This is a genomic window from Methylibium sp. Root1272, from assembly GCF_001425905.1.
Lineage (GTDB): Bacteria > Pseudomonadota > Gammaproteobacteria > Burkholderiales > Burkholderiaceae_C > Methylibium.
The window spans coordinates 281,343-306,704 of sequence record NZ_LMDY01000014.1; the positions used below are offsets into that span (position 1 = coordinate 281,343).

Sequence of the window (25,362 nt, forward strand, 5' to 3'; positions counted from 1 at the left end):
CGGCTCAGAAGCGGCAGGCCAGCCCCAGATGCGCGCGCATCTCGACGCTCGAGCCGTCACGATCCTGCCGCAGCTTGGTGGGCAGGCGAAAGCGCGTCGCGCAGTCGGTGGCCTCGACGCCGATGGAACGCAGCATGCGCTGCGGCGTCTCGGAGCTCATGCTGAGCGCATGGTGAGCCCGGCGGGGTCGCCCGACGCCGGGCACGTCAGCGCGCGGCAGTTCGACGATGCTCAGCTTGAGTGCGCCGTCCTGTCGCGTCGTATCGCGCAGCTCGGTTTGCGCCCGAGCGGGCCAGGACGGGGACGCCGGCTTTACGGTCCACGGCGTGTTGGGGGCCGCATCCTCGCGGGGCGCCGTCTCGACAGCACCGGCGCTGCACAGCGCCGCCGTCAGACCCAGCCACGCGACGCCGCGGCCCAGCAGCCGAAATCGAAGGTTCATGATGGCTCTCCCGCAACCCATGCGGAGAGCATCTGCCTTTCAGATCGACTGCGGCTGATGCGGTAACACCCCGATACCCCTGCGCCGGGGACACCGCCAAATGCCTCACGCCGGGGTGAGACCCTTGTAACGCCGAGGTTGCGACTGGCGCGCTATTGCTGGGGCGCCGGGGCCGGATCTTCCTCGACCGGCCAGTCGCGGATGTAGGCCTTGAGCATGCGGTTCTCGAAATCCTGCCCATCGACCACCGCCTTGGCGACGTCGTAGAACGAGATCACGCCCATCAGGGTGCGCTGCGTCAGGACCGGCATGTAGCGGGCGTGGCGGCCCAGCATCATGCGGCGCACCTCGTCGATCTCGGTATCAGGTGTGCAGGTCATGGGATGGTCCTCCATGACCGTGCGCACGATGGTGTCGCCGACATTGCCCCCATTGCCGACGACCGCCTGGATGACCTCGCGGAAGGTCAGCAGGCCCACCACGTCGCCATGCTCCATCACGACCAGCGAGCCGATATCGCGCTCCGCCATGGTGCGCAAGGCCTCGGCCAAAGGCTGGTCGGGCGTGACGGTGAACAGGGTGCCGCCCTTGACGCGCAGGATGTCGCTGACTTTCATGATGGGCTCCTTCGAGATGCCGTTGAAATCAATATACCCACAATCCTCCAGGAGGGCCACAGAAGGAACTAGGAGCGCGACGGCCGATGCGCCCTGCTCGGCTAACAGGACGTGTGTCAGAACGGCTCAGAGCAGTTCCTGCAGCGTCATCTCGCCGAAGCGCGCGCGCTGCCAGAAACCCCGCAAGGCAGGGGTCGGGTCGAGCAGCAGCGCGGCGAGCAGCGGCTGCGCCGGCGTGGCGTTCGGGTCGCAGAGCAGCACGTAGCGCTTCTCACCGGCCTCGTCGAGGCGGCCGACCCAGTCGAGTTCGACCAGCATCTCGAGCGAGGGCTCGATCTGCAGCGGGTCGGTGCGGAGCGTGGCCGCCAGCCCGCCGAGGTCCAGGCCGCGCTCGCCCCGGGCGCGCGCCGCGGCGAGTTCGCGCAGCAGACGCACGGCGGCCTGGAAACGGTGGCCGGGGGTGTTGGGTTGCCGCACGATGTGCATCGACAGGCTCGGCGCGTAGGCGGCGATCACCGCGCCCAGCAGCACGATCACCCAGCCGAGATAGAGCCAGATCAGGAAGATGGGCACCGTGGCGAAGGCACCGTAGATCGTCGAGTAGGTCGGCACCTGGGCCAAATACCAGGCCAGGACCTTCTTCGCCAGTTCGAAGCCGGCCGACACGAACACCCCGCCCGCCAGGGCATGGCGCCAGCGCACCTCGGTGTTCGGAACATAGTGGAACAACCCCGCCATCGCGGCCGCCAGCAGGCCGAACTCCAGCGCGTTGAGCAGCACGCTCAGGCTGCCCGGCATCGCGCCGACCACGCCGCGCGAGGCCGAGATCGCGTAGGAGGTCAGCGTCAGGCTCGCGCCCAGCAGCAGCGGGCCGAGCGTGGCAGCGGCCCAGTAGACCAGCACGCGCTGTGCGATCGGCCGAGGCTTGCGCACGCGCCAGATCGCATTGAGCGTGCGGTCGATCGTGAGCATCAGCGCCAGCGCCGTGAGCACCAGCACCACCAGGCCAACGGTACCCAGCCGGTGCGCCTTGCCGGCGAACTGCGTCAGCGCGCCCAGCACCGGCTTGGCGATGCCGTCGGGCACCAGCGACTGAATGAAGTACTTCTCCAGTGCCCCCTGGAACTGGCTGAACATCGGGAAGGCGCTGAAGATCGCCAGCGTGACGGTGGCCAGCGGCACAAGCGCGATCGTGGTCGTGAAGGTCAGGCTGCTGGCGGTGAGGCCCAGGCGGTCTTCGCGGAAGCGCTGGCGCAGGGTCTTCAGCGTGTCGAGCCAAGGCCAGGTCTGCAGCGTCTCGGCCAGCAGCGCGATGCGTTCGCGCCAGCCGGCCTTCAGGAGATCGGGAACGGTCATGCTCGATATGATGCCAGCCATGTTTCGATGCAATGCGGTGGACGGCACTCGGGCCGTCGCGGTGGGGAGCCTGCTCGGCCTGATCGTGCTGGGCCTGCTGTGGGAGCTGTGGCTGGCGCCGACCGGCAGCGGCACGTTGGCGTTCAAGGTGCTGCCGCTCGCGCTGCCGCTGGCCGGCCTGTTGAAGCGGCGCATGTACACCTACCGCTGGGTCAGCCTGCTGGTGTGGCTCTATTTCATCGAGGGCGTGGTGCGCGCCAGTGGCGACCGCGGCCTGAGCGCGTGGCTCGCGGGGCTGGAGATCGTGCTGTGCCTGACGCTGTTCGCCGCCTGCGCGCTGCACGTGCGCTGGCGCTTCAAGCAGGCCGCCGCCGGCGCCGCGACATGAGCGCGTCACTGCTCGATGCGCTGCGGGCCACGCTGGGGCCGGCGCAGGTGCTGACCGACGGCGACCGGTCGGCCTGGGAGATCGACTGGCGCAAGCGCTACCACGGCAAGGCGCTGGCGGTCGTGCGACCCGGAAGCGCGGGCGAAGTGGCGGCGGTGGTGCGGGCCTGCGGCGCACATGGCGCCAGCCTGGTGCCGCAAGGCGGGAACACCGGCCTGGTCGGGGGCGGGGTGCCCGATGCCAGCGGCCGCCAGGTGCTGCTGAGCCTGGCGCGCTTGAACCGCGTGCGCGCCATCGATACTTCGAATTCGACGATGACAGTCGAGGCCGGCTGCGTGCTGCAGGCGGTCCAGGAGGCCGCGGCCGCGCAGGGCCTGCTGTTTCCGCTGAGTTTGGCGGCCGAGGGCAGCTGCACGATCGGCGGCAACCTGGCCACCAATGCCGGTGGCACCCAGGTGCTGCGCTACGGCAATGCGCGCGAACTGTGCCTGGGACTCGAGGTGGTGACGGCTGCCGGCGAAATCTGGGACGGCCTGAGCGGCCTGCGCAAGGACAACACCGGCTACGACCTGCGCGACCTGTTCATTGGCAGCGAAGGCACGCTGGGCGTGATCACCGCGGCGACGCTGAAGCTGCACCCACAGCCGGCGGCCCGCTGCACCGCGCTGGCGGCCTGCGCCACGCTGGCGGACTGCGTGGCCCTGCTGCAACGGGCTCAGGCCCGGCTCGGCGCCGGGCTCACCGGCTTCGAGGTGATGGGGCGCTTCGCGCTGTCGCTGGTCGAGAAGCACTTCCCCGCCCTGCCGCGACCGCTGGCGCCCAGCCCGTGGACGGTGCTGCTCGAGCAATCGGACATCGAAGACGAGGCGCATGCACGCACGCTGTTCGAGGGGTTGCTCGAGAGCGCGCTCGAGGCCGGCACGATCGTCGACGCCGCGGTGGCCGAGAGCGTGCAGCAGTCGAAGCAGCTGTGGCACCTGCGCGAGAGCATTCCGCTGGCGCAGGCAGAGGAAGGTCTGAACATCAAGCACGACATCGCGCTGCCGGTCTCCCGCATTCCCGACTTCGTGGCCGCCACCGATGCGCAGCTGCAGGCCGTGGTGCCGGGCGTACGGCTGGTGAACTTCGGCCACCTCGGCGACGGCAACCTGCACTACAACGTGCAGGCGCCGGAAGGGGTCGACGCGGCCTCGTTCCTGAGCGAGCGCGAGCCGGCCGTGAACCGGATCGTCTACGACGCCGTCCAGGCGCATGGCGGCTCGATCTCGGCCGAGCACGGCATCGGCGCGCTCAAGCGCGAGGAACTGCTGCACTACAAGTCGCCGGTGGCGCTGGCGCTGATGCGTTCGATCAAGCAGGCGCTGGATCCGCAGGGACTGATGAATCCCGGTCGCCTGCTCTGAGCGGCGATCCCGGCGCACCCGACGCCGCGGCAGTGGGGGGCTGCGCTACTGCAGCGTTCCCTTCAGCGCCTTGGGCACCGGCAGCGCATGCACCTCGATGCCTTCCTCGCGCAGCGCCTGGGTCTGCTCGGCGCTGGCCTGGCCGCGGATGCCGCGCTCCGCGGTCTCGCCGTAGTGGATGCGGCGGGCCTCGTCGGCGAAGCGCTCGCCGACGTCCTCCGTCTGGGCCATCACATGGTGCACCGCGCGCAACCACAACGCCTCGACGCTCTGTTGCTCGGGTGTCGGCGCACTGGCCACCACCTCGACCCCGCGCGACGGCGAGAGATTCAGACGCGGCGCGCTGGGCAGGCGGCTCACGTCGCCGCTGCCGCAGAGCGGGCACTCGACCAGCCCGCGATCGCACTGCGAGCGGTAATCGTCCTCGGAGCCGAACCAGCCCTCGAAGCCGTGGCCGTGCGTGCAGCGCAGACTCAGAACCTTCATGGCGACATCATGCGCCAACGATGCCTGTCGGTGCGGGCTGCCATTGCAAAACCCAACGACCAGCGCGCCAATGCGTGAGCCATAGCATGCCGATCAGCGTTTTCGCGTCGGTCAGCTCACCGCTCGCCGCCATCGCCTCGAGCTCCTCCAGCGTGATCGTGGAGACGTCGAGGAACTCGCCAGCGTCGAGATGGCGCTCACCGGCCACCAGACCGCGCGCGAACCAGACTTCGATGCCTTCGTCGGAGTAGGCAATGGCGTTGTGCAGCAGGCCGGCCCGCGCCCATTCGCGCGCACGGTAGCCGGTCTCCTCGGCCAGTTCGCGCACCGCGCAGTGCAGCACCGGTTCGCCAGCGTCCAGCTTGCCGGCCGGGAACTCGATGAAAGCGCGGTGCAGCGGGTAGCGGAACTGCCGCTCGACGACCAGGCGCCCATCGTCGAGCAAGGGCACGATCATCACGGCGCCGGGGTGGACGATGTACTCACGGGCCGCCTCGCCGCCGTCCGGCAGGCGCACCGTGTCGCGACGCACGTCGAGGAAATGGCCGCGATAGACCTGGGCGCTGGTGACGCAGTCCTCGCGCAGATGGCGGTCGTCGGTCGGTGACGTGGCGTCGGGTGCGGCACTCATCGCGTCCAGGCTCAGCGAGGATGGTGGCGCCGCAGGTAACGCCACACGAAGCCGGGAAACGCGAAGGTGAGGAACAGGCACAGCATCACCGCATAGAACTCCCAGCCCTGCGGATGGCGCTGGCCGATGCGGGCCTCGAGACCCATGCCCAGCAGCACGACGAACGCGCCCAGGCTCAGCAACTCGAGCAGACGCCAGCCGAGCGACTTGGCCGGCGCACGCTGCGGGCCGACAACGAACAGCCGTTCGTTGACGAACGGCAGGTTGGCCGCCACCAACGCCAGGGCGAGCACCAGCCAGACGGCGGGCGAGGAGGTCACGCCGGCCTCAGGTGGCCAGCGCGAGCCGGATGGCGTCGGCGCACAGCGTCATCAGACCGCCGGGCAGCAGGCCGAACACCAGCACCGCGGCGCCGTTCAGCGACAGCAGCACGCGCACCTCGGTCGGCGCCACGACGAGCGCCGGGCCCGCGACCGGCTCGTCGAAGTACATAGTCTTGACGATGCGCAGGTAATAGAAGGCGCCCACGAGCGACAGCATCACCGCGACGATGGCCAACACGATGTATCCGGTGACGTTGGTCGACACCAGCGCCTGCAGCACCGCAAGCTTGGCGTAGAAGCCCACCGCCGGCGGGATGCCCGCCAGCGAGAACATGCAGATGCCCATGATGGCTGCCAGCAGCGGGTTGCGCTGGTTCAGGCCGCGCAGGTCGTCGATCTCCTCGGCCTCGAAGCCCTGGCGCGCCAGCACCATCACGACGCCGAAGGTGCACAGCGTGGTCAGCAGGTAGGTGACCAGGTAGAACATCGCCGAGCTGTAGCCGTTGGCCGCCGAGAAGGTGTTGCCGGAGATCACGGTCGGCGTCAGGCCCAGCAGCATGAAGCCGAGCTGGGCGATCGCCGAATAGGCCAGCATGCGCTTGAGGTTGCTCTGCGCGATCGCGGCGAGGTTGCCGATCACCATCGACGCGACCGACAGCACGATGAGCATCTGCTGCCAGTCGAGCGCCAGGCCGATCATGCCCTCGACCAGCAGGCGGATGGTGATCGCGAAGGCGGCGAGCTTCGGCGCGCCGGCGATCATCAGCGTGATCGCGGTGGGGGCGCCCTGGTAGACGTCGGGCACCCACATGTGGAAGGGCACGACGCCAAGCTTGAAGCCCAGGCCGGCCACCACGAAGACCACGCCGAACACCAGCACCTGCTGGTTGATCTGCCCGGTGCCGATGGCCTTGAACACCTCGCCCAGGTCGAGCGAGCCGGTGGCGCCGTACATCATCGACAGGCCGTAGAGCAGGAAGCCGCTGGCCAGCGCACCGAGCACGAAGTACTTCATCGCCGCCTCGGTCGACACCGCATGGTCCCGGCGCAGCGCGACCAGCGCGTAGAGGCTCAGCGACATGAGCTCCAGGCCGAGGTAGACGACCAGGAAGTTGTTGGCCGAGATCATGATCGAGATCCCGAGCAGCGAGAACAGCGCCAGCGTGAACAACTCGCCCTTCAGCAACTCGCGGTCGGCGGCGTAGGGGCGCGCGTAGACCAGCGTGATGAAGGTCGCGACGGTGGCGAAGAAGGCCAGCAGGTGACCCATCGGGTCGGCCACCACCATGCCCTGCATCGCGTAGAGCGTGAAGCCACCACGGAAGTAGCTGAGGTGCATCACCGCCACGGCGACGAGCGTCCCCAGCGACAGCGCGTAGGTCAGTGTGCGCTTGGGCGACTGCGAGTACAGATCGACCAGCGCGATCACGCAGGTCATCGCGAGCAGCAGGATCTCGGGGTAGACGGCGAGCCAGTTCATGTCGTTCATAGAGGTGGCCTGGCGATCAGTTCAGCTTCGAGACGGCCACGTGCTTCAGCAGCTCGGTCACCGAGACCTGCATCACGTCGGTGAAGGGCTTCGGGTAGACGCCCATCCACAGCACCGCGGCGGCCAGCAGCGACAGCATGAAGAACTCGCGGCCGTTGATGTCGGTCAGTTCGCGCACATGGTCGTTCGCCACCGCGCCGAAGTAGACACGCTTGACCATCCACAGCGTGTAGGCGGCGCCGAAGATCAGCGTCGTGGCGGCCAGCAGGCCGATCCAGAAGTTGAACTTCACGGCGCCGAGGATGACCATCCACTCGCCGACGAAGCCGGCGGTGCCCGGCAGGCCGCAGTTGGCCATGGCGAAGAACACGGCCAGCGCGGTGAACTTCGGCATGGTGTTGACCACGCCGCCGTAGGACGCGATCTCGCGCGAGTGGACGCGGTCGTAGAGCACGCCGATGCACAGGAACATCGCACCCGAGACGAAGCCATGGCTGATCATCTGCACGATGCCGCCCGAGACGCCCAGTTCGTTGAAGATGAAGAAGCCCAGCGTCACGAATCCCATGTGGGCGATCGACGAATAGGCCACCAGCTTCTTCATGTCCTGCTGCACCAGCGCCACCAGGCCGATGTACAGCACGGCGATCAGCGACAGCGCGATGACGAAGAAGGCCCACTCGTGGCTGGCGTCGGGGGCGATCGGCAGCGAGAAGCGCAGGAAGCCGTAGGCGCCGAGCTTCAGCATGATGGCCGCCAGCACCACCGAGCCACCGGTCGGTGCCTCCACGTGCGCGTCGGGCAGCCAGGTGTGCACCGGCCACATCGGCACCTTGACCGCGAAAGCCGCGAAGAAGGCGAAGAACAGCAAGGTCTGCGAGGACAACGGCAGCGGCAGCTTGTGCCATTCGAGGATCTCGAAGCTGCCACCCGACTTGTAGTACAGGTAGATCAGCGCGATCAGCATCAGCAGCGAGCCGAGCAGCGTGTACAGGAAGAACTTGAACGCCGCATAGACGCGCCGCGGCCCGCCCCAGACGCCGATGATGATGTACATCGGGATCAGCGTGGCCTCGAAGAACACGTAGAACAGCAGGCCGTCGAGCGCCGAGAACACACCGACCATCAGGCCGGACAGGATCAGGAAAGCGCCCATGTACTGGTTCACGCGCTCCGTGATCACCTCCCAGGCGGCGATGACGACGATGATCGTGATGAAGGCCGTGAGCAGCACGAACCACACCGAGATGCCGTCGACCCCCAGGTGGTAGCGCACGTTGAAGCGGTCGATCCAGGCGAGGTTCTCGCTGAACTGCATCGCCGCGGTGGCGGTGTCGAAGCCGGTGACGAGCGGCAGCGTGATGGCGAAGCTGAGCACCGCGCCGACCAGCGCGATCCAGCGCACGACGCCGGCGTGTTCATCACGCCCGGCGGCGAGCAGCACGACGCCGAACAGGATCGGTATCCAGATGGCGAGCGAAAGCAGACCCATGTCAGATGCCCCCGCTCACTTGGCCAGCCACACGAACCAGGTCATCAGCGCGAACACGCCGACGATCATGACCAGTGCGTAGTGGTAGATGTAGCCAGACTGGAAGGGCTTGGTCAGCGCGGCGATCCAGCCGACCATGCGCGCCGAACCGTTGATCGCACCGTCGATCACGGCCACGTCGCCGCCCTTCCACAGGCCGCGCCCCAGGCCGCGGGCGGCCGGCGCCAGCAGGTTCTCGTTGATCCAGTCCATGTAGTACTTGTTCTCGAGGAGACGCACGATCGGCGACAGCGCGCGAGCGATCGCCGCGGGGATGCCCGGCTTGAGCATGTAGAACACGTAGGCCGTGACCACGCCGGCCAGTGCCAGCCAGAACGGCAGCGTCTGGAGACCGTGCAGCGCCATCGCCGCCGCGCCGTGGAACTCGTGCGCCAGCTCTTCCATCGCCGGATGCAAGGCTGCGTTGACGACGATCGAATCCTTGAAGAAGTCGCCGAACAGCATCGGCTGGATCGTCAGGTAGCCGATCACCACCGACGGGATCGCCAGCAGCACGAGCGGTACCGTCACGACCCAGGGCGACTCGTGCGGATCGTGATGCTCGGCGTGGCCGTGGTCGTCGTGGTGGTCGTGCTCGCCCGGGAAGGGCTTGTCGTGGAAGCGCTCCTTGCCATGGAAGACCAGGAAGTACATCCGGAACGAATAGAAGGCCGTGACGAACACGCCAGCGATGACCGCCAGGTAGGCGAAGCCCGATCCCCACAGGTGGCTGGCATGCACCGCCTCGATGATCGAGTCCTTGCTGTAGAAGCCCGAGAACAGCGGCGTGCCGATCAGCGCCAGCGAACCCAGCAGCGAGGTGATCCAGGTGATGGGCATGTACTTGCGCAGGCCGCCCATGTTGCGGATGTCCTGGTCGTGGTGCATGCCGATGATCACCGAGCCTGCGCCGAGGAACAGCAGCGCCTTGAAGAAGGCGTGGGTCATCAGGTGGAAGACGGCGACCGAATAAGCCGAGGCACCGAGCGCCACCGTCATGTAGCCCAGCTGGGACAGCGTGGAATAGGCCACCACGCGCTTGATGTCGTTCTGGATGATGCCCAGGAAGCCCATGAACAGCGCCGTGATCGCGCCGATCACCATCACGAAGGACAGTGCCGTGTCGGACAGCTCGAACAGCGGCGACATGCGCGCGACCATGAAGATGCCGGCGGTCACCATCGTCGCCGCGTGGATCAGCGCCGAGATCGGCGTCGGGCCCTCCATCGAATCGGGCAGCCAGACGTGCAGCGGGAACTGCGCGCTCTTGCCCATCGCACCGATGAAGAGGCAGATGCACGCGACCGTGATCAGCCGCCAGTCCATGCCGGGGAAGCCGAGCTGCGCCAGTTCCGGCGCCTTGGCGAACAGTTCGCCGTAGTTCAGCGTGCCGCCGTACGCCAGCAGCAGGCCGATGCCGAGGATGAAGCCGAAGTCGCCGACCCGGTTGACCAGGAAGGCCTTCATGTTGGCGAAGATCGCCGTCGGCTTGGTGTACCAGAAGCCGATCAGCAGATAACTGACCAGGCCCACCGCCTCCCAGCCGAAGAACAGCTGCAGCATGTTGTTGCTCATCACGAGCATCAGCATCGAGAACGTGAACAGCGAGATGTAGGAGAAGAAGCGCTGGTAGCCCGGGTCCTCCTCCATGTAGCCGATGGTGTAGATGTGCACCATCAGCGACACGAAGGTCACGACGCACATCATCATCGCGGTGAGGCCGTCGACCAGGAAGCCGACCTCCATCTTCAGGCCACCGATGACCAGCCATTCGTACAGGGTGGCATTGAAGCGTGCACCGTCGAGCACCACGGCCTTCAGCGTGATCGCCGAGAGGATGAAGGCGATCAGCACGCCGAGGATGGTGACGCTGTGTGCGCCACGTCGCCCGACGACCTTGCCGAACAGACCGGCCACCACGGCGCCCACCAGGGGCGCGAGCGGCACGGCGACCAGCATCGATTGTGAAAGTCCTGCCATCTTGTTGTTCTCTGCTCTTTTCGAACGGACGGACCCTCCGGCCCCTCCCTGCGTTGGGTCGCGGGTCAGCCCTTCAGCGCGTCGAGTTCATCGACGTTGATCGTCGAACGGTTGCGGAACAGCACCACCAGGATCGCCAGGCCGATCGCCGATTCGGCGGCGGCCACGGTCAGGATGAAAAACACGAACACCTGACCGGCCATGTCGCCCAGGTAATGCGAGAAGGCGACGAAGTTCAGGTTGACGGCCAGCAGCATCAGCTCGATCGCCATCAGCAGCACGATGAGGTTCTTTCGGTTCAGGAAGATGCCGATGACCGACAGGGCGAACAGCATTGCGCCCAGCGAGAGGTAGTGACCCAGCGTGATGCTCATGGCTTCCCTCCGGTCGCGGCGGGTTCCGTCGGCGCCGGCGGTGCGGGCGGACGCTCGGGTTGCATCTGGACGATGCGCACGCGGTCGGCCTTGCGCACCTTCACCTGGACGGACGGATCGACGTACTTGCTGTCCTTGCGCTTGCGCATCGTCAGCGCGATCGCCGCGATGATGGCCACCAGCAGCAGCACGGCGGCGATCTGCAGCGGATAGAGATAGTGCGTGTAGATCTCGATGCCGAGCAGCTTGGTGTTGCCCAGTTGCGCCGCTGCAGCGTCGAGCGGCGGCGCCTCGGGCAGGTCGAAGCCACGGCGCAGCACCCAGATCATCTCGGCCGCGATCACCGCGCCGATCGTGCCGGCCACCGGGAACAGCTGCCAGAAGCCCTTGCGCACCGTATCGGCGTTCGCGTCGAGCATCATCACGACGAACAGGAACAGCACCATCACGGCGCCGACGTAGACCAGCACCAGCGAAATCGCCAGAAACTCGGCCTTCAGCAGCATCCACACGCAGGCCGCATTGAAGAAAGCCAGCACCAGGTAGAGCGCCGCATAGACAGCGCTGCGCGCGGTGATGACGCGAAAGGAGGCGAACAGGAGGATCGCCGAGAAGACGTAGAAGAGCGCTGATTCTGTATTCATGGTGTCGTCCGCAACCGATGGCCGGGCCCCTGCGGGCCCGTCACCGGTAGGCTGCGTCGGCCTCCCTGTTGGCGGCGATTTCTTTCTCGTAGCGGTCGCCCACGGCCAGCAGCATGTCCTTCGTGAAGTACAGATCGCCGCGCTTCTCGCCGTGGTACTCGAAGATGTGGGTCTCGACGATCGAGTCGACCGGGCAGCTCTCTTCGCAGAAGCCGCAGAAGATGCACTTGGTCAGGTCGATGTCATAGCGCGTCGTGCGGCGGCTTCCGTCGTCTCGAACCTCGGACTCGATGGTGATGGCCAGCGCCGGGCAGACCGCCTCGCACAGCTTGCAGGCGATGCAGCGTTCCTCGCCGTTCTCGTAGCGGCGCAGCGCGTGCAGGCCGCGAAAGCGCGGTGACAGCGGCGTTTTCTCTTCCGGGAACTGCACCGTGATGGCCGGCGACAGGAAGTGCCGGCCGGTCAGCTTCATGCCCTTCAGCAGTTCGAGCAGGAAGAAGGTATTGAAGAACTCCTTGATGGAGGCCACAGCGGACATGGTCAGGCCCTCCTTATTTCCAGATGTTCCAGGGAGACTGGATCCACAGTCCCACGACGACCAGCCAGATCAGCGTGATCGGGATGAAGATCTTCCAGCCCAGCCGCATGATCTGGTCGTAACGGAAGCGCGGGAACGTGGAGCGCACCCACAGGAACATCGTCACGACCACGAAGGTCTTCAAGCCCAACCAGATCCAGCCCGGGATCCAGTTGAAGACGGCGCTGTCGATCGGCGGCAGCCAGCCGCCGAGAAACATGGTCACCGCCAGCGCGGAGATCAGAATCATGTTGGCGTACTCGGCCAGGAAGAACATGGCGAAGGCCATGCCCGAGTACTCGATCATGTGGCCGGCGACGATCTCGGACTCGCCCTCCACCACGTCGAAGGGGTGGCGGTTGGTCTCGGCCAGGCCGGAGATGAAGTAGACGATGAAGATCGGGAACAGCGGCAGCCAGTTCCAGCTCAGGAAGTTGAGCCCCATGTCGGCGAAGCGGCCCTTGTCCTGTCCGAGCACGATCTCGGTCATGTTCAGCGTGCCGGAGACCATCAGCACGACCACCAGCGCGAAGCCCATCGCGATCTCGTAGCTGACCATCTGCGCCGATGCCCGCAGCGCGCCGAGGAAGGCGTACTTCGAGTTGGAGGCCCAGCCGGCGATGATCACGCCATACACCTCCATCGACGTGATCGCCATCAGGAACAGTAGGCCGGCGTTGATGTTGGCCAGCGCCACTTCCGGACCGAACGGCACGACCACCCAGGCGGCGAGCGCCGGCATGATGGTCATCACCGGGCCGAGCAGGAACAGGCCCTTGTTGGCCGCCGTCGGCAGGATGATCTCCTTGAAGACCAGCTTCACCGCATCGGCGATCGGCGTCAGCAGGCCCCAGGGCCCCACGCGGTTCGGGCCGGGACGGATCTGCGTCCAGCCGATGGCCTTGCGCTCCCACAGCGTGAGGTAGGCGACGCAGCCCATCAGCGGCGCGATCAGCGCCACGATCTTGATCAGGTTCCACACGACCGGCCAGAAGCCGCCGAGCAGGCTGCTGCCGAACTGATTGAAGCTCTCGATCATGCTCAGGCCTTCTCGACGGCGATCTCGCCGAACATCGCCCCCAGCGCCGCGGTGGCGGCGTGGCCGGCCGGCAGGCGCACGGCGGTCGGCGCCAGCGTGGCATCGTGATAGGCCGCGAGCCGCAGCGACGCACTGCCCTGCTGCACGTGGACCTGGCCGCCCGCGACCAGTCCCAGGCGCTGCCACAGTGCCGTCGGCAGGCCGGCGCGCGGCGTTCGCGCATCGGCGGTGGCCTGGAGCGACGGCGCGCGGCGCACGATCGCGTCGCTGGCATAGATCGGCACGTCGGCCACGCGCTCGAGCGCAGGGCGATCCGTGGCGATCGCCACGCTCGCGCGGCTGGCGTTGCCGAGTCGCGACGCCAGCGCGGCCACGTCACCCAGGGCCTGCGCCTTGACTTCCTCGGAGGTCTCGAAGCCGAAACCCGGCAGGCCCAGCATCGAGCCGAGCACGCGCAGGACCTTCCAGGCCGGGCGGGCGTCACCGCGCGGCCGGACAACGCCGTGGAAGCCCTGCACACGGCCTTCCGCGTTGACGAAGCTGCCCGAGGTCTCGGTGAACGGGGTGATCGGAAGCAGCACGTCGGCGTGCTCGAGATTGGCGTTCTTGAACGCGCTCAGCGACACCACCATGCCGGCCTTGGCCAGCGTGGCGGCGGCCTGCCGCCCGTCGGCGGCGTCGAGCACCGGCTCGGCATTGAGCAGCAGGTAGGCCTTCAGCGGCTGCGACAGCATCTGGCCGGCATTCAGCCCGCCACTGCGCGGCTGGGCGCCGACGAGCTGCGCTCCCACGCTGTTGGCCGCCTCGCCGAGCACCCCGAACGTGGCCCCGGTCTGCTCGGCAATGAACTGGGCCAGTGCCAGCAACTGGGCGGCTTGCGGATGTTGGACCGCGGCATTGCCGAGCAGCACCGCCTTGCGTTGCCCGCTCAGCAGCGACGCGGCAATCTTCCTGGCCGGCTCGCTTGCCTCGACCGCCACCGGCGCCACGGCGCCGGTCTGCGCCGCCACCGCCGCGGCCACACCGGCCAGCGCGGCCACCCAGGCGCTCGGCGCCGCGGTGAGCTGCGTGGACACCGGCATCAGCCAATCGTCGGCCAGCGCGTGCAGGCTGGAGACCTGCGCGCCGTGCTTGGCAGCCTGGCGCAGACGCTGCGCGAACAGCGGATGGTCCTTGCGCAGGAAGGAGCCGATCACGAAGGCACGGTCCAGCGTCGACAGCGACTCGATACGGGTGCCGAGCCAGCGCGCCTGTTCGCCGGTGTCGAACGAGGCATGACGCAGCCGATGGTCGATGTTGTCCGACCCGAGGCCACGCACCAGCTGCCCGAGCAGGTAGAGCTCCTCCACCGTGCTGTGCGCGGTGGCCAGCGCACCGATGGAAGCTGCACCGTGCTCGGCCTGAATCGACTTCAGGCCGTTTGCGACGTACTCCAGCGCGGTATTCCAGTCGACGGCGCGCCATTGCCCGTCGTGCTTGATCATCGGTGTGGCGAGCCGCTCGTCGGTGTTCAATGCCTCATAGGAGAAGCGGTCCCGATCGGCGATCCAGCATTCGTTGACGGCCTCGTTCTCGAGCGGCACGACACGCATCACCTGGTGGTTCTTGACCTGCACGATCAGGTTCGCTCCGGTGGAGTCGTGCGGGCTGACCGACTTGCGGCGCGACAGCTCCCAGGTGCGGGCGCTGTAGCGGAAGGGCTTGCTGGTGAGCGCGCCGACCGGGCAGATGTCGATCATGTTGCCCGACAGCTCGGAGTCGACCGTGTCACCGACTACCGTGGTGATCTCGCTGTGCTCGCCGCGATGGATCATGCCCAGCTCCATCACGCCGGCCACCTCCTGGCCGAAGCGCACGCAGCGGGTGCAGTGGATGCAGCGACTCATCTCCTCCATCGAGATCAGCGGGCCGACGTCCTTGTGCAGCACGACGCGCTTCTCTTCCTCGTAGCGCGAGGCCGACTTGCCGTAACCGACCGCCAGGTCCTGCAGCTGGCACTCGCCGCCCTGGTCGCAGATCGGGCAATCGAGCGGGTGGTTGATGAGCAGGAACTCCATCACCGAGCTCTGGGCCTTGAGCGCCTTGTCGCTCTTGGTGCGCACGATCATGCCCTGCGTCACCGGCGTGGCGCAAGCCGGCATCGGCTTAGGCGCCTTCTCGATGTCGACCAGGCACATGCGGCAGTTGGCCGCGATGCTGAGCTTCTTGTGATAGCAGAAGTGCGGGATGTAGGTACCGGCCTTGTCGGCGGCATGCATCACCATGCTGCCTTCCTGCACCTCGACCTTGCGGCCGTCGAGTTCGATTTCAACCATCTTTAGGTGTCCCGTCAGACGTAGGCCGGGACCATGCAGGTCTTGTGCTCGATGTGATGCACGAACTCCTCGCGGAAGTGCTTGATCATCGCGCGCACCGGCATGGCGGCCGCATCGCCCAGCGCGCAGATGGTGCGCCCCTGGATGTTGTCGGCCACGGAGTTCAGCAGATCGATATCTTCCATCCGGCCGTGGCCACGCTCGATGCGATCGACCATGCGCCACAGCCAGCCGGTACCTTCACGGCACGGCGTGCACTGGCCGCAGCTCTCGTGCTGATAGAAGTAGGACAGGCGCAACAAGCTCTTGACCATGCAGCGCGTGTCGTCCATGACGATCACCGCCCCGGAGCCCAGCATCGAGCCGGCCTTCGCGATGGCGTCGTAGTCCATCGTCGTGTCCATCATGATCGAGGCCGGCAGCACCGGTGCCGACGAGCCGCCCGGGATCACCGCCTTCAGGCCGCGGCCGCCCTTCACGCCACCGGCGAGCTCGAGCAGCTTGGAGAACGGCGTGCCGAGCGGGATCTCGTAGTTGCCGGGACGCTCGACGTCGCCGACCATCGAGAAGATCTTGGTGCCGCCGTTGTTCGGCTTGCCGCATTCGAGGTAGGCCTGGCCGCCGTTGCGGATGATCCAGGGTACCGCGGCGAAGGTCTCGGTGTTGTTGATCGTCGTCGGCTTGCCGTACAGGCCGAAGCTGGCCGGGAACGGCGGCTTGAAGCGCGGCTGGCCCTTCTTGCCCTCGAGCGATTCGAGCAGCGCCGTCTCCTCGCCGCAGATGTAGGCGCCGAAGCCATGAAAGGCGTGCAGCTGGAAGCTGTGGCCGGAGCCGAGGATGGCGTTGCCCAGGTAGCCGGCGGCGCGGGCCTCCTCGAGCGCTTCCTCGAAGCGTTCGTAGATCTCGAAGATCTCGCCGTGGATGTAGTTGTAGCCGACCGAGATGCCCATCGCGTACGCCGCGATGATCATGCCCTCGATGACGATGTGCGGGTTGTAGGCAAGGATGTCGCGATCCTTGCAGGTCCCCGGCTCGCCTTCGTCGGAATTGCAGACCAGGTACTTCTGGCCCGGGAACTGGCGTGGCATGAAGCTCCACTTCAGTCCGGTCGGGAACCCGGCGCCACCGCGTCCGCGCAGCCCGGAGGCTTTGACCTCGGCGATCACCTGTTCGGGCGTCATCGGCTCGGTACCGGCGCCACCCTGCAGGATCTTGCGCAGGGCCTGGTAGCCCCCGCGCGCCTCATAGTCCTTCAGGCGCCAGTTGCGGCCGTCGAGCCCGGCGACGATCTGCGCGCCGATGTGACGGTCGTGGAAGCAGGTCTCGCGACCGGTGGCCTGGAACTTCGACAGGTCGAGCATCGTCGGTGCCCTCACTTCGGTTGCGCTGCCAGCAGCGCGAGCAACTCGTCGAGCCGTTGCTCGGTCATGTAGCTCAGCATCTGGCGGTCGTTGAGCAGCATCACCGGCGCGTCCGCGCAGGCGCCGAGACATTCGCTCGGCTGCACGGTGAACACGCCGTCGGCCGTCGAACCATAGGGCTCGACGCCGAGCTTCTTGCACACGTGCTGGAGCGCCGTCTCACCGTCGCGCAGCTGGCACGGCAGGTTGGTGCAGACGTTCAGCTTGAAGCGGCCGACCGGCTGCTGGTTGTACATGTTGTAGAAGGTCGTCACCTCGTGCACCGCGATCGGCGGCATGCCCAGGTGCTCGGCGATGGCCTTCTCGGCCTCGGCCGACACGTGGCCCTGCTCCTGCTGAACGATGGCCAGACAGGCCATCACGGCCGACTGCCTCTGGTCCGTGGGGTACTTGGCGACCTCGCGATCGAAGCGCGCCTTGGTGGCAAGCGAAAGTGTCATCGGTCAATCTCGCCGAATACGATGTCCATGGTGCCGATCACCGCCACGGCGTCGGCGATCATGTGGCCGCGCGACATCTCGTCCATCGCCGCGAGGTGGGCGAAACCGGGGGCGCGGATCTTGAGCCGGTAGGGCTTGTTGGCCCCGTCGCTGACGAGATAGATGCCGAATTCGCCCTTCGGGTGCTCCACCGCCGCATAGGCCTCGCCCTCGGGCACGTGGAAGCCCTCGGTGAAGAGCTTGAAATGGTGGATCAGCTCTTCCATGTTGGACTTCATGTCCACGCGACCGGGTGCCGCCACCTTGTGGTTGTCGGTGATCACCGGGCCGGGGTTGGCCCGCAGCCAGGCCGCGCACTGCTGGATGATGCGGTTCGATTGGCGCAGTTCCTCGACGCGCACCAGGTAGCGGTCGTAGCAATCGCCGCCCGCGCCGACCGGGATGTCGAAGTCGACGCGGTCGTAGACATCGTAGGGCTGCGTCTTGCGCAGGTCCCAGGCGATGCCCGAGCCGCGCAGCATCGGACCGGTGAAGCCGAGGTTCAGCGCGCGCTCCGGCGTCACGACGCCGATGCCCACGGTGCGCTGCTTCCAGATGCGGTTGTCGGTGAGCAGCGTCTCGTAGTCGTCGACGTTCTTCGGGAAGCGACGGCAGAAGTCGTCGATGAAGTCCAGCAGCGAGCCCTGCCGGTTCTCGTTCATCTTCGCCAGTGCCTTGGCGTTGCGGATCTTCGAGACCCGGTACTGCGGCATGGTGTCGGGCAGGTCGCGGTAGACGCCGCCCGGGCGGAAGTAGGCCGCGTGCATGCGCGCACCCGACACCGCCTCGTACATGTCGAACAGGTCCTCGCGCTCGCGGAAGGCGTAGATCAGGATGTTCATCGCGCCGCAGTCGAGCCCGTGCGCGCCGATCCACAACAGGTGGTTCAGGATGCGCGTGATCTCGGAGAACATCACCCGGATGTACTGCGCGCGGACCGGCACGTCGACGCCGAGCAGTTTCTCGATCGCCAGGCAGTAGGCGTGCTCATTGCACATCATGGACACGTAGTCGAGACGGTCCATGTAGGGCAACGACTGGATGTAGGTCTTGCTCTCCGCGAGCTTCTCGGTCGCGCGGTGCAGCAGACCGATGTGCGGGTCGGCGCGCTGGATCACCTCGCCGTCGAGCTCGAGGATCAGGCGCAGGACGCCGTGGGCCGCCGGATGCTGCGGCCCGAAGTTGAGGGTGTAGTTCTTGATCTCGGCCATGAGGGACTCGGGTTCTCGCAGCGCGTCAGTGCAGACCGCCGTAGTTGTCCTCGCGGATGATCCTCGGCGTGATCTCGCGCGGCTCGATCGTGACGGGCTGGTAGATCACGCGCCGCTGCTCGGCGTCGTAGCGCATCTCCACGTACCCGGTGGTCGGGAAATCCTTGCGGAACGGGTGACCGATGAAGCCGTAGTCGGTGAGGATGCGGCGCAGGTCGGCATGGCCCTCGAACACGATGCCATAGAGGTCGAAGGCCTCGCGCTCGAACCAGTTCGCGGCGGCCCACACCTCGTTGACCGAAGCCACGACCGGCAGCCCGTCGTCGGGGCAGAACACCTTGAGGCGCAGACGCCAGTTCTTGCTGACCGACAGCAGGTGCAGCACGACGCAGTAGCGCGGGCCTTCGGTGTACGGCGAGCCGGCGCCGTCCTTGTAGGACGAGTAGTCGAGGCCGCACAGGTCGATCAGTTGCTCGAGCTTCAGCTCGGCGTGATCGCGCAGCGTGGTGCACACGCCCAGGTAGTCGGCGGCCTTCACCGTCAGCGTCAGTTCGCCGCGATCGCGCACCAGCGAATGGATCTTGCCGGCCAGCACGGCTTCGATGGCCGGCTGCAGGAGGTCGATTTTGTGGTCCATGGTGGGGGCAGCAGCGTCCGGCTCAGCGGGCGATCGTGTTCTCGCGCCGGATCTTGGCCTGCAGTTGCAGGATGCCGTAGAGCAGCGCTTCGGCCGTCGGCGGACAGCCCGGCACGTAGACGTCGACGGGCACGATGCGATCGCAACCGCGCACGACCGAATAGCTGTAGTGGTAGTAGCCGCCGCCATTCGCGCACGAGCCCATGCTCAGCACCCAGCGCGGCTCGGCCATCTGGTCGTAGACCCTGCGCAGCGCCGGCGCCATCTTGTTGCACAGCGTACCGGCGACGATCATCAGGTCGCTCTGGCGCGGGCTGGGGCGGAACAGCATGCCGAAGCGGTCGATGTCGTAGCGCGCTGCGCCGGCGTGCATCATCTCCACCGCGCAGCAGGCGAGGCCGAAGGTCATCGGCCACAGCGAACCGGTCTTCGACCAGTTGATCAGCTTGTCGGCGGAGGTGGTGATGAACCCCTCCTTGAGAACGCCTTCGATGCCCATCTCAGCAGCTCCTGGTCATTGCGGTCATTCCCAATCCAAAGCGCCTTTTTTCCATTCGTAGGCGAAGCCGACGACGAGGATGCCCAAGAAAACCATCATGGCCCAGAAACCTGCCGGACCGATCTCCTTGAGCGCAACGGCCCAGGGGAACAGGAAGGCGATCTCCAGGTCGAACAGGATGAACAGGATGGCGACGAGGTAGTAGCGCACGTCGAACTTCATCCGTGCGTCCTCGAAGGCCTCGAAGCCGCATTCGTAGGGAGAATTCTTGTCCGCGTCGGGCCGGTGCGGCCCGAAGATGAAGCCGATCAGCTGCGGCGCGATGCCGACCGCGGCGCCCACGAGGATGAACAGGATCACCGGCAGGTAGGACTCGAGGTTCATCGTGGTGCGTGGCTCGGTACGTCGATCGGTTGGCTGCGCTCATCCGGCAAAAACAAAGCGCGCTGCGGTGACGCGGCCTGTTGCCAGACCCCTCCACACGCTCAGCGCGCCCGGTCCCCTGTGCATTGCTGTCAGGGCGCTTTGGGCTGTGCCGGATGCTGCTCCAGCCCGAAACGAACTTTCTTTGTTCTTGGTGCCGTCGGCGAGACTCGAACTCGCACAGCTTTCGCCACTACCCCCTCAAGATAGCGTGTCTACCAATTTCACCACGACGGCCTGCACTCGCTCCGCAGCCACATGCGCTGCAGAATTTGCCGCCCGACTTGCATGAGGAATTGCTCACCGGACAGCCAACGATTCTATCGTCAAACCGACCCGACTTTGCGCCATTCGCAGCATGACAACAGCGAGTTGCGATGCCATGCCACGCGCGTCGGGATTGCTAACAGCTGACTGTCACTTCGCCGGTATCTGAGCGGCGCCCGAGGCTTCGGGAGCAGGCGATTGCGGCACGGCGACCGGCGCTGCAGCCGATGCCGCACCGGGGATCTGGGATGCGGGAGCCGCGCTCGCCGACGACGACGCAGGGACGGCACGTTCCAGGATGGATTCGCCGCCGCCCGTGCTCGCGCGCAGGTTGCCGAAGTAGGCCAGCGCCAGCGTGCAGGCGAAGAAGACCGCCGCGCACACCCCCGTCGAGCGAGACAGGAAGTTCGCGCTGCCGGTCGCCCCGAACAGGCTGCCCGAGGCTCCGCTGCCGAACGACGCGCCCATGTCGGCGCCCTTGCCGTGCTGGATCAGCACCAGCCCGATCATCACCAGCGCAGAGAGCATCTGCACCACCACCATCACCGTCAACAGCATCTGCATAGATCGACTCCAGGATTCTTCGAGGACTAGCGACGTTCAGCGCGTGCTCGCGGCACGGCAGATCGCAAGAAAATCAGCGGCTTTCAGCGAGGCGCCACCGATCAGGCCGCCATCGATGTCGGCCTGCGCGAACAGCGTCGCCGCGTTGTCGGGCTTGACGCTGCCGCCGTAGAGCAGCTTCATCTGCGCGGCGCGCGGCGTGGCGGCGGCGAGTTGCGCACGCAGCAGCGCGTGAACCGCCTGCGCCTGCTCGGGGGTGGCCGTGCGGCCCGTCCCGATCGCCCATACCGGCTCGTAGGCCACCACCATCTCGCCGACGCAATGCGCCAGCGTATGGATCACGGCCGAGAGCTGGCGCTTGACCACGTCTTCGGTCTCGCCCGCATCGCGCTGCGCGAGCGTCTCGCCGACGCAGACGATCGGCGTGACGCCCTTGGCCAACGCCGCCTGCGCCTTGTCGGCCACCAGTTGGTCGCTCTCGGCATGCAGGGCGCGACGCTCCGAGTGCCCGACGATCACGTAGCGGCAGCCGAAGTCGGCCAGCATCGCCACCGACACCTCGCCGGTATAGGCCCCCTGCTCGTGCACCGAGCAGTCCTGCGCGCCCCAGGCGATCGCGCTGCGGGCCAGGCGCTCCGCGGCCTGCGCCAGGTAGGGAAACGGCGGGCACACCGCGGTGTCGCACAGCAAGGGTCCGGCGGACTTCAGCCCTTCGAGCAGGACCTCGTTCGCGGCATGCGTGCCATGCATCTTCCAGTTGCCGACCACCAGCTTGCGGCGGGTTTCGCTCATTCGGTTCTCCTTGTCACCAGGTCAAGACGAGCTTGCCCACGTGCTGGCTGGACTCCATCAGCTCATGGGCCTGCGCGGCCTGCGCGGCGGGAAACGTCTTGTGGATCATGGGCTTGAAGCGCCCAGCCTCGATCAGCGGCCAGACCCTGGCACGCAGCGCCGCGCCGATGGCGGCCTTGTATTCGGTCGTGCGCGGACGCAGCGTGGAGCCGGTGATGGTGAGCCGTCGGCGCAGCAGCGCGCCGGCGTCGAACTCCGCCTTGCTGCCGCCCTGCACCGCGATGATGGACAGGCGCCCATCGTCGGCCAGGCACTGGATCTCGCGCGCCACGTAGCTGCCGGCGACCATGTCGAGGATGACATCGGCCCCGCGGCCCTCGGTGAGGCGCCGGACCTCGGCGACGAAGTCCTGCGTCCGGTAGTTGATCGCCTCGTCAGCGCCGATCTCGCGGCAGGCTTGCGCCTTGGCGTCGTCGCCGACCGTCACGATCACCCGGCAGCCGAAGGCCTTGGCCAACTGGATCGCCGTCACGCCGATGCCGCTCGAACCGCCCTGCACCAGCAGCGTTTCGCCGGGCTGGAGCCGGGCCCGTTCGAAGACATTGATCCAGACCGTGAACAGCGTCTCCGGCAGGCTCGCCGCCTCGATGTCACTGTATGCCGCCGGCACCGGGAGACACTGGCCGAACGGCGCCACGCAGCGCTGCGCATAGCCGCCGCCGTGGGTGAGCGCACAGACGCGGTCGCCGAGCCGGAACCCGGCCGCCGACAGCGCTGCCGCATCGCCACCGACGATGCGTCCCGCAACCTCCAGCCCCGGCAGGTCCGATGCACCCGGCGGAGGCGGGTAGGCCCCCGCACGCTGCAGCACGTCGGGCCGGTTGATGCCCGATGCGGCGACCTCGATGAGCAGTTCGCCCGGACCCGGCATGGGCTCGGGCCGCTCGACGAGACGCAACACCTCGGGCCCGCCGGGCTGAGAGATTTCGATGGCTTGCATGCGTCGTGCGTGTCTGCAGCGTCAGCGGCAACGGGCCGGCGACGCCACCTCCATCGTCTGCCTCACTCGGCCTGCGGCGACGGCACGTCGGTTTCGGGGGTGGCCTGCGGCGCATCGCTGCGCTCGCGGCGCGGCGGGCGGTCGCCCCGGTCGCGGCCGCGGTCACCGCGATCGCCCCGGTCACCGTATTCACGGCGCGGACGCTCCTCCTCGACATAGCCTTCCGGACGCTCGAGCAGCGCCTTCAGCGACAGCTTGATGCGCCCCTTCTCGTCCGTCTCCAGGACCTTGACCTTGACGATCTGGCCTTCGGTCAGGAAGTCGGTGACCTTCTCCACGCGCTGGTGCGCGATCTGGCTGATGTGCAGCAGGCCGTCCTTGCCGGGCAGGATGTTGACCAGCGCGCCGAAGTCCAGGATCTTGGTGACAGGGCCTTCGTAGATCTTGCCGATCTCGGCCTCGGCCGTGATCTCCTCGATGCGCTTCATGGCCGCCTGGGCCTTGTCGCCGTCGGTCGAGGCGATGGTGATGGTGCCGTCTTCCTCGATGTTGATTTGGGTGCCGGTTTCCTCGGTCAGCGCACGGATCGTGGCGCCGCCCTTGCCGATCACGTCGCGGATCTTCTCGGGGTTGATCTTCATCACGTAGAGACGCGGCGCGAACACCGACAGCTCTTCCTTCGCACCGCCGAGCGCCTCGACCATCTTGCCGAGGATGTGCAGGCGCGCTTCCTTGGCCTGTGCCAGAGCCACCTGCATGATCTCCTTGGTGATGCCCTGGATCTTGATGTCCATCTGCAGCGCGGTCACGCCGGTGGTCGTGCCGGCCACCTTGAAGTCCATGTCGCCGAGGTGGTCCTCGTCGCCCAGGATGTCGGTCAGCACCGCGAAGCGATTGCCGTCCTTGATCAGCCCCATCGCGATGCCGGCCACGTGCGCCTTCAGCGGTACGCCGGCGTCCATCATTGCCAGACAGCCGCCGCAGACCGAGGCCATCGACGAGGAGCCGTTCGATTCGGTGATCTCCGAGACGACGCGGATCGCGTAGGCGAACTCGTCCTTCTTCGGCAGCACCGGGATCAGCGCGCGCTTGGCGAGGCGGCCGTGGCCGATCTCGCGGCGCTTGGGCGAGCCCACGCGGCCCGTCTCGCCGGTGGCGAAGGGAGGCATGTTGTAGTGGAACATGAAGCGGTCCTCGAACTCGCCAGCCAGCGCATCGATGCGCTGCGTGTCGCGTTCGGTGCCCAGCGTGGTGATGACCAGCGCCTGCGTCTCGCCACGCGTGAACAGCGCCGAGCCGTGGGTGCGCGGCAGCACGCTGGAGCGGATCTCGATCGGGCGCACGGTGCGGGTGTCGCGACCGTCGATGCGCGGCTCGCCGGCCAGGATCTGGCTGCGCACGATCTTCGCCTCGATGTCGAACAGCAGGTTCTCGACCTTGACCTTGTCGACCGCCGTGCCGTCGGCCGCCAGAGCGGCCAGCACCTCGGCATAGGCCGCGCGGGTGGCCTGCGTGCGATCCTGCTTGGAGCGGATCTGGTAGGCCGCGCGCAGCTTGGCTTCGCCCAGGCCGTTGACCTTGGCGATGAAGTCCTCGTCCTTGGCGGGCGGGGTCCACTGCCACTCGGGCTTGCCGGCCTCGCGCACCAGTTCGTTGATCACGCGCACGGCGATGTTGCCCTGCTCGTGGCCGAACACCACGCCGCCGAGCATGATGTCCTCGGGCAGTTGGTCGGCCTCGGACTCCACCATCAGCACGGCCGCCTCGGTGCCGGCGACGATCAGGTCGAGCCTGGACTCGGCCAGTTGCGTCGGGCCCGGGTTGAGCACGTACTCGCCGTTGATGTAGCCCACGCGCGCCGCGCCGATCGGGCCGTTGAACGGGATGCCGCTGATCGCCAGCGCGGCGCTGGAGCCGATCAGCGCGGCGATGTCGGCCGACGCCTCGGGATTCAGCGACAGCACGTGCACGACGACCTGCACCTCGTTGTAGAAGCCTTCGGGGAACAGCGGACGCAGCGGCCGGTCGATCAGACGCGAGGTCAGCGTCTCCAGTTCGCTCGGGCGGCCTTCACGCTTGAAGAAGCTGCCGGGGATCTTGCCGGCGGCATAGGTCTTCTCGATGTAGTCGACCGTCAGCGGAAAGAAATCCTGGCCCGGCTTCGGGTTCTTGGCCGCGACGACCGTGGCCAGCACCACGGTGCCGTCCATGTCGACGACGACCGCGCCGCCCGACTGGCGGGCGATCTCGCCGGTTTCCAGCGTGACGGTGTGCTGGCCCCATTGGAAGGTCTTGGTGATCTTGTTGAACAGGCTCATGCTTGTCTCCAGTTGGATGCCCGGCGCGGTGCGTCGGGGCGACTCGGGGCGCGATCGGTGGCGCCTGTCACCGGGAGCTCAGCTCTCGAGCGGGATGCCATTCCAGCGCGCCTGCGGCGGCAACCGCGTTGGAATGACACATCGACGCTCTCTTCG

Annotated in this window: 26 protein-coding genes and 1 tRNA gene; 2 read left to right on the forward strand and 25 right to left on the reverse strand. The window is 67.0% G+C overall.

What is annotated here, in order from left to right; translation table 11 throughout:
* Positions 1–4: 4 nt before the first annotated feature.
* The 3 genes from ASC67_RS13785 to ASC67_RS13795 form a co-directional block, all read right to left on the reverse strand.
* Positions 5–442, reverse strand: coding sequence for a hypothetical protein (locus ASC67_RS13785; RefSeq protein ID WP_056321810.1), 438 nt, complete (start codon positions 440–442; stop codon positions 5–7).
* A gap of 152 nt (positions 443–594) precedes the next feature.
* The gene (locus ASC67_RS13790; protein WP_056321813.1) at positions 595–1,059 is read right to left on the reverse strand and encodes a CBS domain-containing protein; all 465 of its coding nucleotides are present in this window, start codon (positions 1,057–1,059) and stop codon (positions 595–597) included.
* Positions 1,060–1,185: 126 nt separating this feature from the next.
* Positions 1,186–2,415: a YihY family inner membrane protein gene (locus ASC67_RS13795; RefSeq protein ID WP_056321816.1), complete on the reverse strand. Its 1,230-nt coding sequence runs from the start codon at positions 2,413–2,415 to the stop codon at positions 1,186–1,188.
* A 19-nt stretch (positions 2,416–2,434) separates the two neighbouring features.
* On the opposite strand from ASC67_RS13795, the gene ASC67_RS13800 reads away from it, so the two are divergent.
* Positions 2,435–2,803 carry a DUF2069 domain-containing protein gene (locus tag ASC67_RS13800; RefSeq protein ID WP_235566331.1) on the forward strand — a complete coding sequence of 123 codons (369 nt, stop codon included), beginning with the start codon at positions 2,435–2,437 and terminating at the stop codon, positions 2,801–2,803.
* Positions 2,800–4,206 carry an FAD-binding oxidoreductase gene (locus tag ASC67_RS13805; RefSeq protein ID WP_056321824.1) on the forward strand — a complete coding sequence of 469 codons (1,407 nt, stop codon included), beginning with the start codon at positions 2,800–2,802 and terminating at the stop codon, positions 4,204–4,206. The genes ASC67_RS13800 and ASC67_RS13805 overlap by 4 nt, the downstream gene beginning before the upstream one ends.
* A 45-nt stretch (positions 4,207–4,251) precedes the next feature.
* Here the strand turns inward: ASC67_RS13805 and ASC67_RS13810 are convergent, their stop codons facing one another.
* The 22 genes from ASC67_RS13810 to pnp all read right to left on the reverse strand — a co-directional run bounded on the left by ASC67_RS13810 (position 4,252) and on the right by pnp (position 25,206).
* Positions 4,252–4,692: a DUF1178 family protein gene (locus tag ASC67_RS13810; protein WP_056321828.1), complete on the reverse strand. Its 441-nt coding sequence runs from the start codon at positions 4,690–4,692 to the stop codon at positions 4,252–4,254.
* Between the two features lie 7 nt (positions 4,693–4,699).
* Positions 4,700–5,323, reverse strand: a complete 624-nt coding sequence (locus ASC67_RS13815) for an NUDIX domain-containing protein (RefSeq protein WP_056321832.1) — start codon at positions 5,321–5,323, stop codon at positions 4,700–4,702.
* A gap of 11 nt (positions 5,324–5,334) precedes the next feature.
* The gene (locus ASC67_RS13820; protein WP_056321837.1) at positions 5,335–5,643 is read right to left on the reverse strand and encodes a DUF2818 family protein; all 309 of its coding nucleotides are present in this window, start codon (positions 5,641–5,643) and stop codon (positions 5,335–5,337) included.
* A gap of 7 nt (positions 5,644–5,650) precedes the next feature.
* Positions 5,651–7,135, reverse strand: a complete 1,485-nt coding sequence (gene nuoN / locus ASC67_RS13825) for an NADH-quinone oxidoreductase subunit NuoN (protein ID WP_056321840.1) — start codon at positions 7,133–7,135, stop codon at positions 5,651–5,653.
* A gap of 16 nt (positions 7,136–7,151) precedes the next feature.
* On the reverse strand, positions 7,152–8,627 hold the full coding sequence (locus tag ASC67_RS13830) for an NADH-quinone oxidoreductase subunit M (protein WP_056321844.1): 1,476 nt from the start codon (positions 8,625–8,627) through the stop codon (positions 7,152–7,154).
* 15 nt (positions 8,628–8,642) lie between these two features.
* Positions 8,643–10,646: an NADH-quinone oxidoreductase subunit L gene (gene nuoL, locus ASC67_RS13835; RefSeq protein ID WP_082536020.1), complete on the reverse strand. Its 2,004-nt coding sequence runs from the start codon at positions 10,644–10,646 to the stop codon at positions 8,643–8,645.
* Between the two features lie 65 nt (positions 10,647–10,711).
* On the reverse strand, positions 10,712–11,020 hold the full coding sequence (gene nuoK / locus ASC67_RS13840) for an NADH-quinone oxidoreductase subunit NuoK (RefSeq protein WP_011829012.1): 309 nt from the start codon (positions 11,018–11,020) through the stop codon (positions 10,712–10,714).
* The gene (locus tag ASC67_RS13845; protein WP_056321850.1) at positions 11,017–11,664 is read right to left on the reverse strand and encodes an NADH-quinone oxidoreductase subunit J; all 648 of its coding nucleotides are present in this window, start codon (positions 11,662–11,664) and stop codon (positions 11,017–11,019) included. The genes nuoK and ASC67_RS13845 overlap by 4 nt, the downstream gene beginning before the upstream one ends.
* Positions 11,665–11,704: 40 nt before the next feature.
* On the reverse strand, positions 11,705–12,202 hold the full coding sequence (nuoI, locus tag ASC67_RS13850; RefSeq protein WP_056321853.1) for an NADH-quinone oxidoreductase subunit NuoI: 498 nt from the start codon (positions 12,200–12,202) through the stop codon (positions 11,705–11,707).
* Positions 12,203–12,215: 13 nt separating this feature from the next.
* Complete coding sequence (nuoH, locus tag ASC67_RS13855) at positions 12,216–13,280, reverse strand: NADH-quinone oxidoreductase subunit NuoH (RefSeq protein ID WP_056321857.1); 1,065 nt, start codon at positions 13,278–13,280, stop codon at positions 12,216–12,218.
* Positions 13,281–13,282: 2 nt separating this feature from the next.
* Positions 13,283–15,595, reverse strand: a complete 2,313-nt coding sequence (nuoG, locus tag ASC67_RS13860; RefSeq protein WP_056321860.1) for an NADH-quinone oxidoreductase subunit NuoG — start codon at positions 15,593–15,595, stop codon at positions 13,283–13,285.
* Between the two features lie 14 nt (positions 15,596–15,609).
* Complete coding sequence (gene nuoF / locus ASC67_RS13865; RefSeq protein ID WP_056321863.1) at positions 15,610–16,956, reverse strand: NADH-quinone oxidoreductase subunit NuoF; 1,347 nt, start codon at positions 16,954–16,956, stop codon at positions 15,610–15,612.
* A gap of 11 nt (positions 16,957–16,967) precedes the next feature.
* On the reverse strand, positions 16,968–17,456 hold the full coding sequence (gene nuoE, locus ASC67_RS13870) for an NADH-quinone oxidoreductase subunit NuoE (RefSeq protein WP_056321865.1): 489 nt from the start codon (positions 17,454–17,456) through the stop codon (positions 16,968–16,970).
* Positions 17,453–18,706, reverse strand: coding sequence for an NADH-quinone oxidoreductase subunit D (locus ASC67_RS13875; RefSeq protein WP_056321870.1), 1,254 nt, complete (start codon positions 18,704–18,706; stop codon positions 17,453–17,455). Before ASC67_RS13875 ends, nuoE begins: the two co-directional genes overlap by 4 nt.
* 25 nt (positions 18,707–18,731) lie before the next feature.
* Positions 18,732–19,343 (reverse strand): NADH-quinone oxidoreductase subunit C, encoded by a 612-nt coding sequence (locus tag ASC67_RS13880; protein ID WP_056321875.1) that lies wholly within the window; start codon positions 19,341–19,343, stop codon positions 18,732–18,734.
* Positions 19,344–19,365: 22 nt separating this feature from the next.
* Complete coding sequence (locus tag ASC67_RS13885; protein ID WP_011829003.1) at positions 19,366–19,842, reverse strand: NADH-quinone oxidoreductase subunit B family protein; 477 nt, start codon at positions 19,840–19,842, stop codon at positions 19,366–19,368.
* A gap of 24 nt (positions 19,843–19,866) precedes the next feature.
* Positions 19,867–20,226, reverse strand: a complete 360-nt coding sequence (locus ASC67_RS13890; RefSeq protein ID WP_056321879.1) for an NADH-quinone oxidoreductase subunit A — start codon at positions 20,224–20,226, stop codon at positions 19,867–19,869.
* Between the two features lie 191 nt (positions 20,227–20,417).
* A tRNA-Leu gene (locus ASC67_RS13895) sits at positions 20,418–20,502 on the reverse strand.
* 180 nt (positions 20,503–20,682) lie between these two features.
* Positions 20,683–21,096, reverse strand: a complete 414-nt coding sequence (gene secG / locus ASC67_RS13900) for a preprotein translocase subunit SecG (protein WP_056321881.1) — start codon at positions 21,094–21,096, stop codon at positions 20,683–20,685.
* A gap of 36 nt (positions 21,097–21,132) precedes the next feature.
* On the reverse strand, positions 21,133–21,888 hold the full coding sequence (tpiA, locus tag ASC67_RS13905; protein WP_056321884.1) for a triose-phosphate isomerase: 756 nt from the start codon (positions 21,886–21,888) through the stop codon (positions 21,133–21,135).
* 13 nt (positions 21,889–21,901) lie between these two features.
* Complete coding sequence (locus ASC67_RS13910) at positions 21,902–22,888, reverse strand: NAD(P)H-quinone oxidoreductase (RefSeq protein ID WP_056321889.1); 987 nt, start codon at positions 22,886–22,888, stop codon at positions 21,902–21,904.
* 62 nt (positions 22,889–22,950) lie between these two features.
* On the reverse strand, positions 22,951–25,206 hold the full coding sequence (gene pnp / locus ASC67_RS13915) for a polyribonucleotide nucleotidyltransferase (protein ID WP_056321894.1): 2,256 nt from the start codon (positions 25,204–25,206) through the stop codon (positions 22,951–22,953).
* Positions 25,207–25,362: the final 156 nt, after the last annotated feature.

Excerpts from the sequence above, each read along its gene's own strand:
- ASC67_RS13910 (WP_056321889.1), bottom strand. The coding sequence starts at position 22,888 with ATGCAAGCCATCGAAATCTCTCAGCCCGGCGGGCCCGAGGTGTTGCGT.
- ASC67_RS13830 (WP_056321844.1), bottom strand. The coding sequence starts at position 8,627 with ATGGGTCTGCTTTCGCTCGCCATCTGGATACCGATCCTGTTCGGCGTC.
- nuoK (WP_011829012.1), bottom strand. The coding sequence starts at position 11,020 with ATGAGCATCACGCTGGGTCACTACCTCTCGCTGGGCGCAATGCTGTTC.
- nuoI (WP_056321853.1), bottom strand. The coding sequence starts at position 12,202 with ATGTCCGCTGTGGCCTCCATCAAGGAGTTCTTCAATACCTTCTTCCTG.
- ASC67_RS13890 (WP_056321879.1), bottom strand. The coding sequence starts at position 20,226 with ATGAACCTCGAGTCCTACCTGCCGGTGATCCTGTTCATCCTCGTGGGC.
- ASC67_RS13795 (WP_056321816.1), bottom strand. The coding sequence starts at position 2,415 with ATGACCGTTCCCGATCTCCTGAAGGCCGGCTGGCGCGAACGCATCGCG.
- ASC67_RS13805 (WP_056321824.1), top strand. The coding sequence starts at position 2,800 with ATGAGCGCGTCACTGCTCGATGCGCTGCGGGCCACGCTGGGGCCGGCG.
- secG (WP_056321881.1), bottom strand. The coding sequence starts at position 21,096 with ATGCAGATGCTGTTGACGGTGATGGTGGTGGTGCAGATGCTCTCTGCG.
- ASC67_RS13810 (WP_056321828.1), bottom strand. The coding sequence starts at position 4,692 with ATGAAGGTTCTGAGTCTGCGCTGCACGCACGGCCACGGCTTCGAGGGC.
- ASC67_RS13845 (WP_056321850.1), bottom strand. The coding sequence starts at position 11,664 with ATGAATACAGAATCAGCGCTCTTCTACGTCTTCTCGGCGATCCTCCTG.
- ASC67_RS13800 (WP_235566331.1), top strand. The coding sequence starts at position 2,435 with ATGTTTCGATGCAATGCGGTGGACGGCACTCGGGCCGTCGCGGTGGGG.
- nuoF (WP_056321863.1), bottom strand. The coding sequence starts at position 16,956 with ATGCTCGACCTGTCGAAGTTCCAGGCCACCGGTCGCGAGACCTGCTTC.
- ASC67_RS13785 (WP_056321810.1), bottom strand. The coding sequence starts at position 442 with ATGAACCTTCGATTTCGGCTGCTGGGCCGCGGCGTCGCGTGGCTGGGT.
- nuoL (WP_082536020.1), bottom strand. The coding sequence starts at position 10,646 with ATGGCAGGACTTTCACAATCGATGCTGGTCGCCGTGCCGCTCGCGCCC.
- ASC67_RS13875 (WP_056321870.1), bottom strand. The coding sequence starts at position 18,706 with ATGGCCGAGATCAAGAACTACACCCTCAACTTCGGGCCGCAGCATCCG.
- ASC67_RS13790 (WP_056321813.1), bottom strand. The coding sequence starts at position 1,059 with ATGAAAGTCAGCGACATCCTGCGCGTCAAGGGCGGCACCCTGTTCACC.
- pnp (WP_056321894.1), bottom strand. The coding sequence starts at position 25,206 with ATGAGCCTGTTCAACAAGATCACCAAGACCTTCCAATGGGGCCAGCAC.
- ASC67_RS13880 (WP_056321875.1), bottom strand. The coding sequence starts at position 19,343 with ATGGACCACAAAATCGACCTCCTGCAGCCGGCCATCGAAGCCGTGCTG.
- ASC67_RS13885 (WP_011829003.1), bottom strand. The coding sequence starts at position 19,842 with ATGGGCATCGAAGGCGTTCTCAAGGAGGGGTTCATCACCACCTCCGCC.
- nuoH (WP_056321857.1), bottom strand. The coding sequence starts at position 13,280 with ATGATCGAGAGCTTCAATCAGTTCGGCAGCAGCCTGCTCGGCGGCTTC.
- nuoN (WP_056321840.1), bottom strand. The coding sequence starts at position 7,135 with ATGAACGACATGAACTGGCTCGCCGTCTACCCCGAGATCCTGCTGCTC.
- tpiA (WP_056321884.1), bottom strand. The coding sequence starts at position 21,888 with ATGAGCGAAACCCGCCGCAAGCTGGTGGTCGGCAACTGGAAGATGCAT.
- nuoE (WP_056321865.1), bottom strand. The coding sequence starts at position 17,456 with ATGACACTTTCGCTTGCCACCAAGGCGCGCTTCGATCGCGAGGTCGCC.
- ASC67_RS13815 (WP_056321832.1), bottom strand. The coding sequence starts at position 5,323 with ATGAGTGCCGCACCCGACGCCACGTCACCGACCGACGACCGCCATCTG.
- nuoG (WP_056321860.1), bottom strand. The coding sequence starts at position 15,595 with ATGGTTGAAATCGAACTCGACGGCCGCAAGGTCGAGGTGCAGGAAGGC.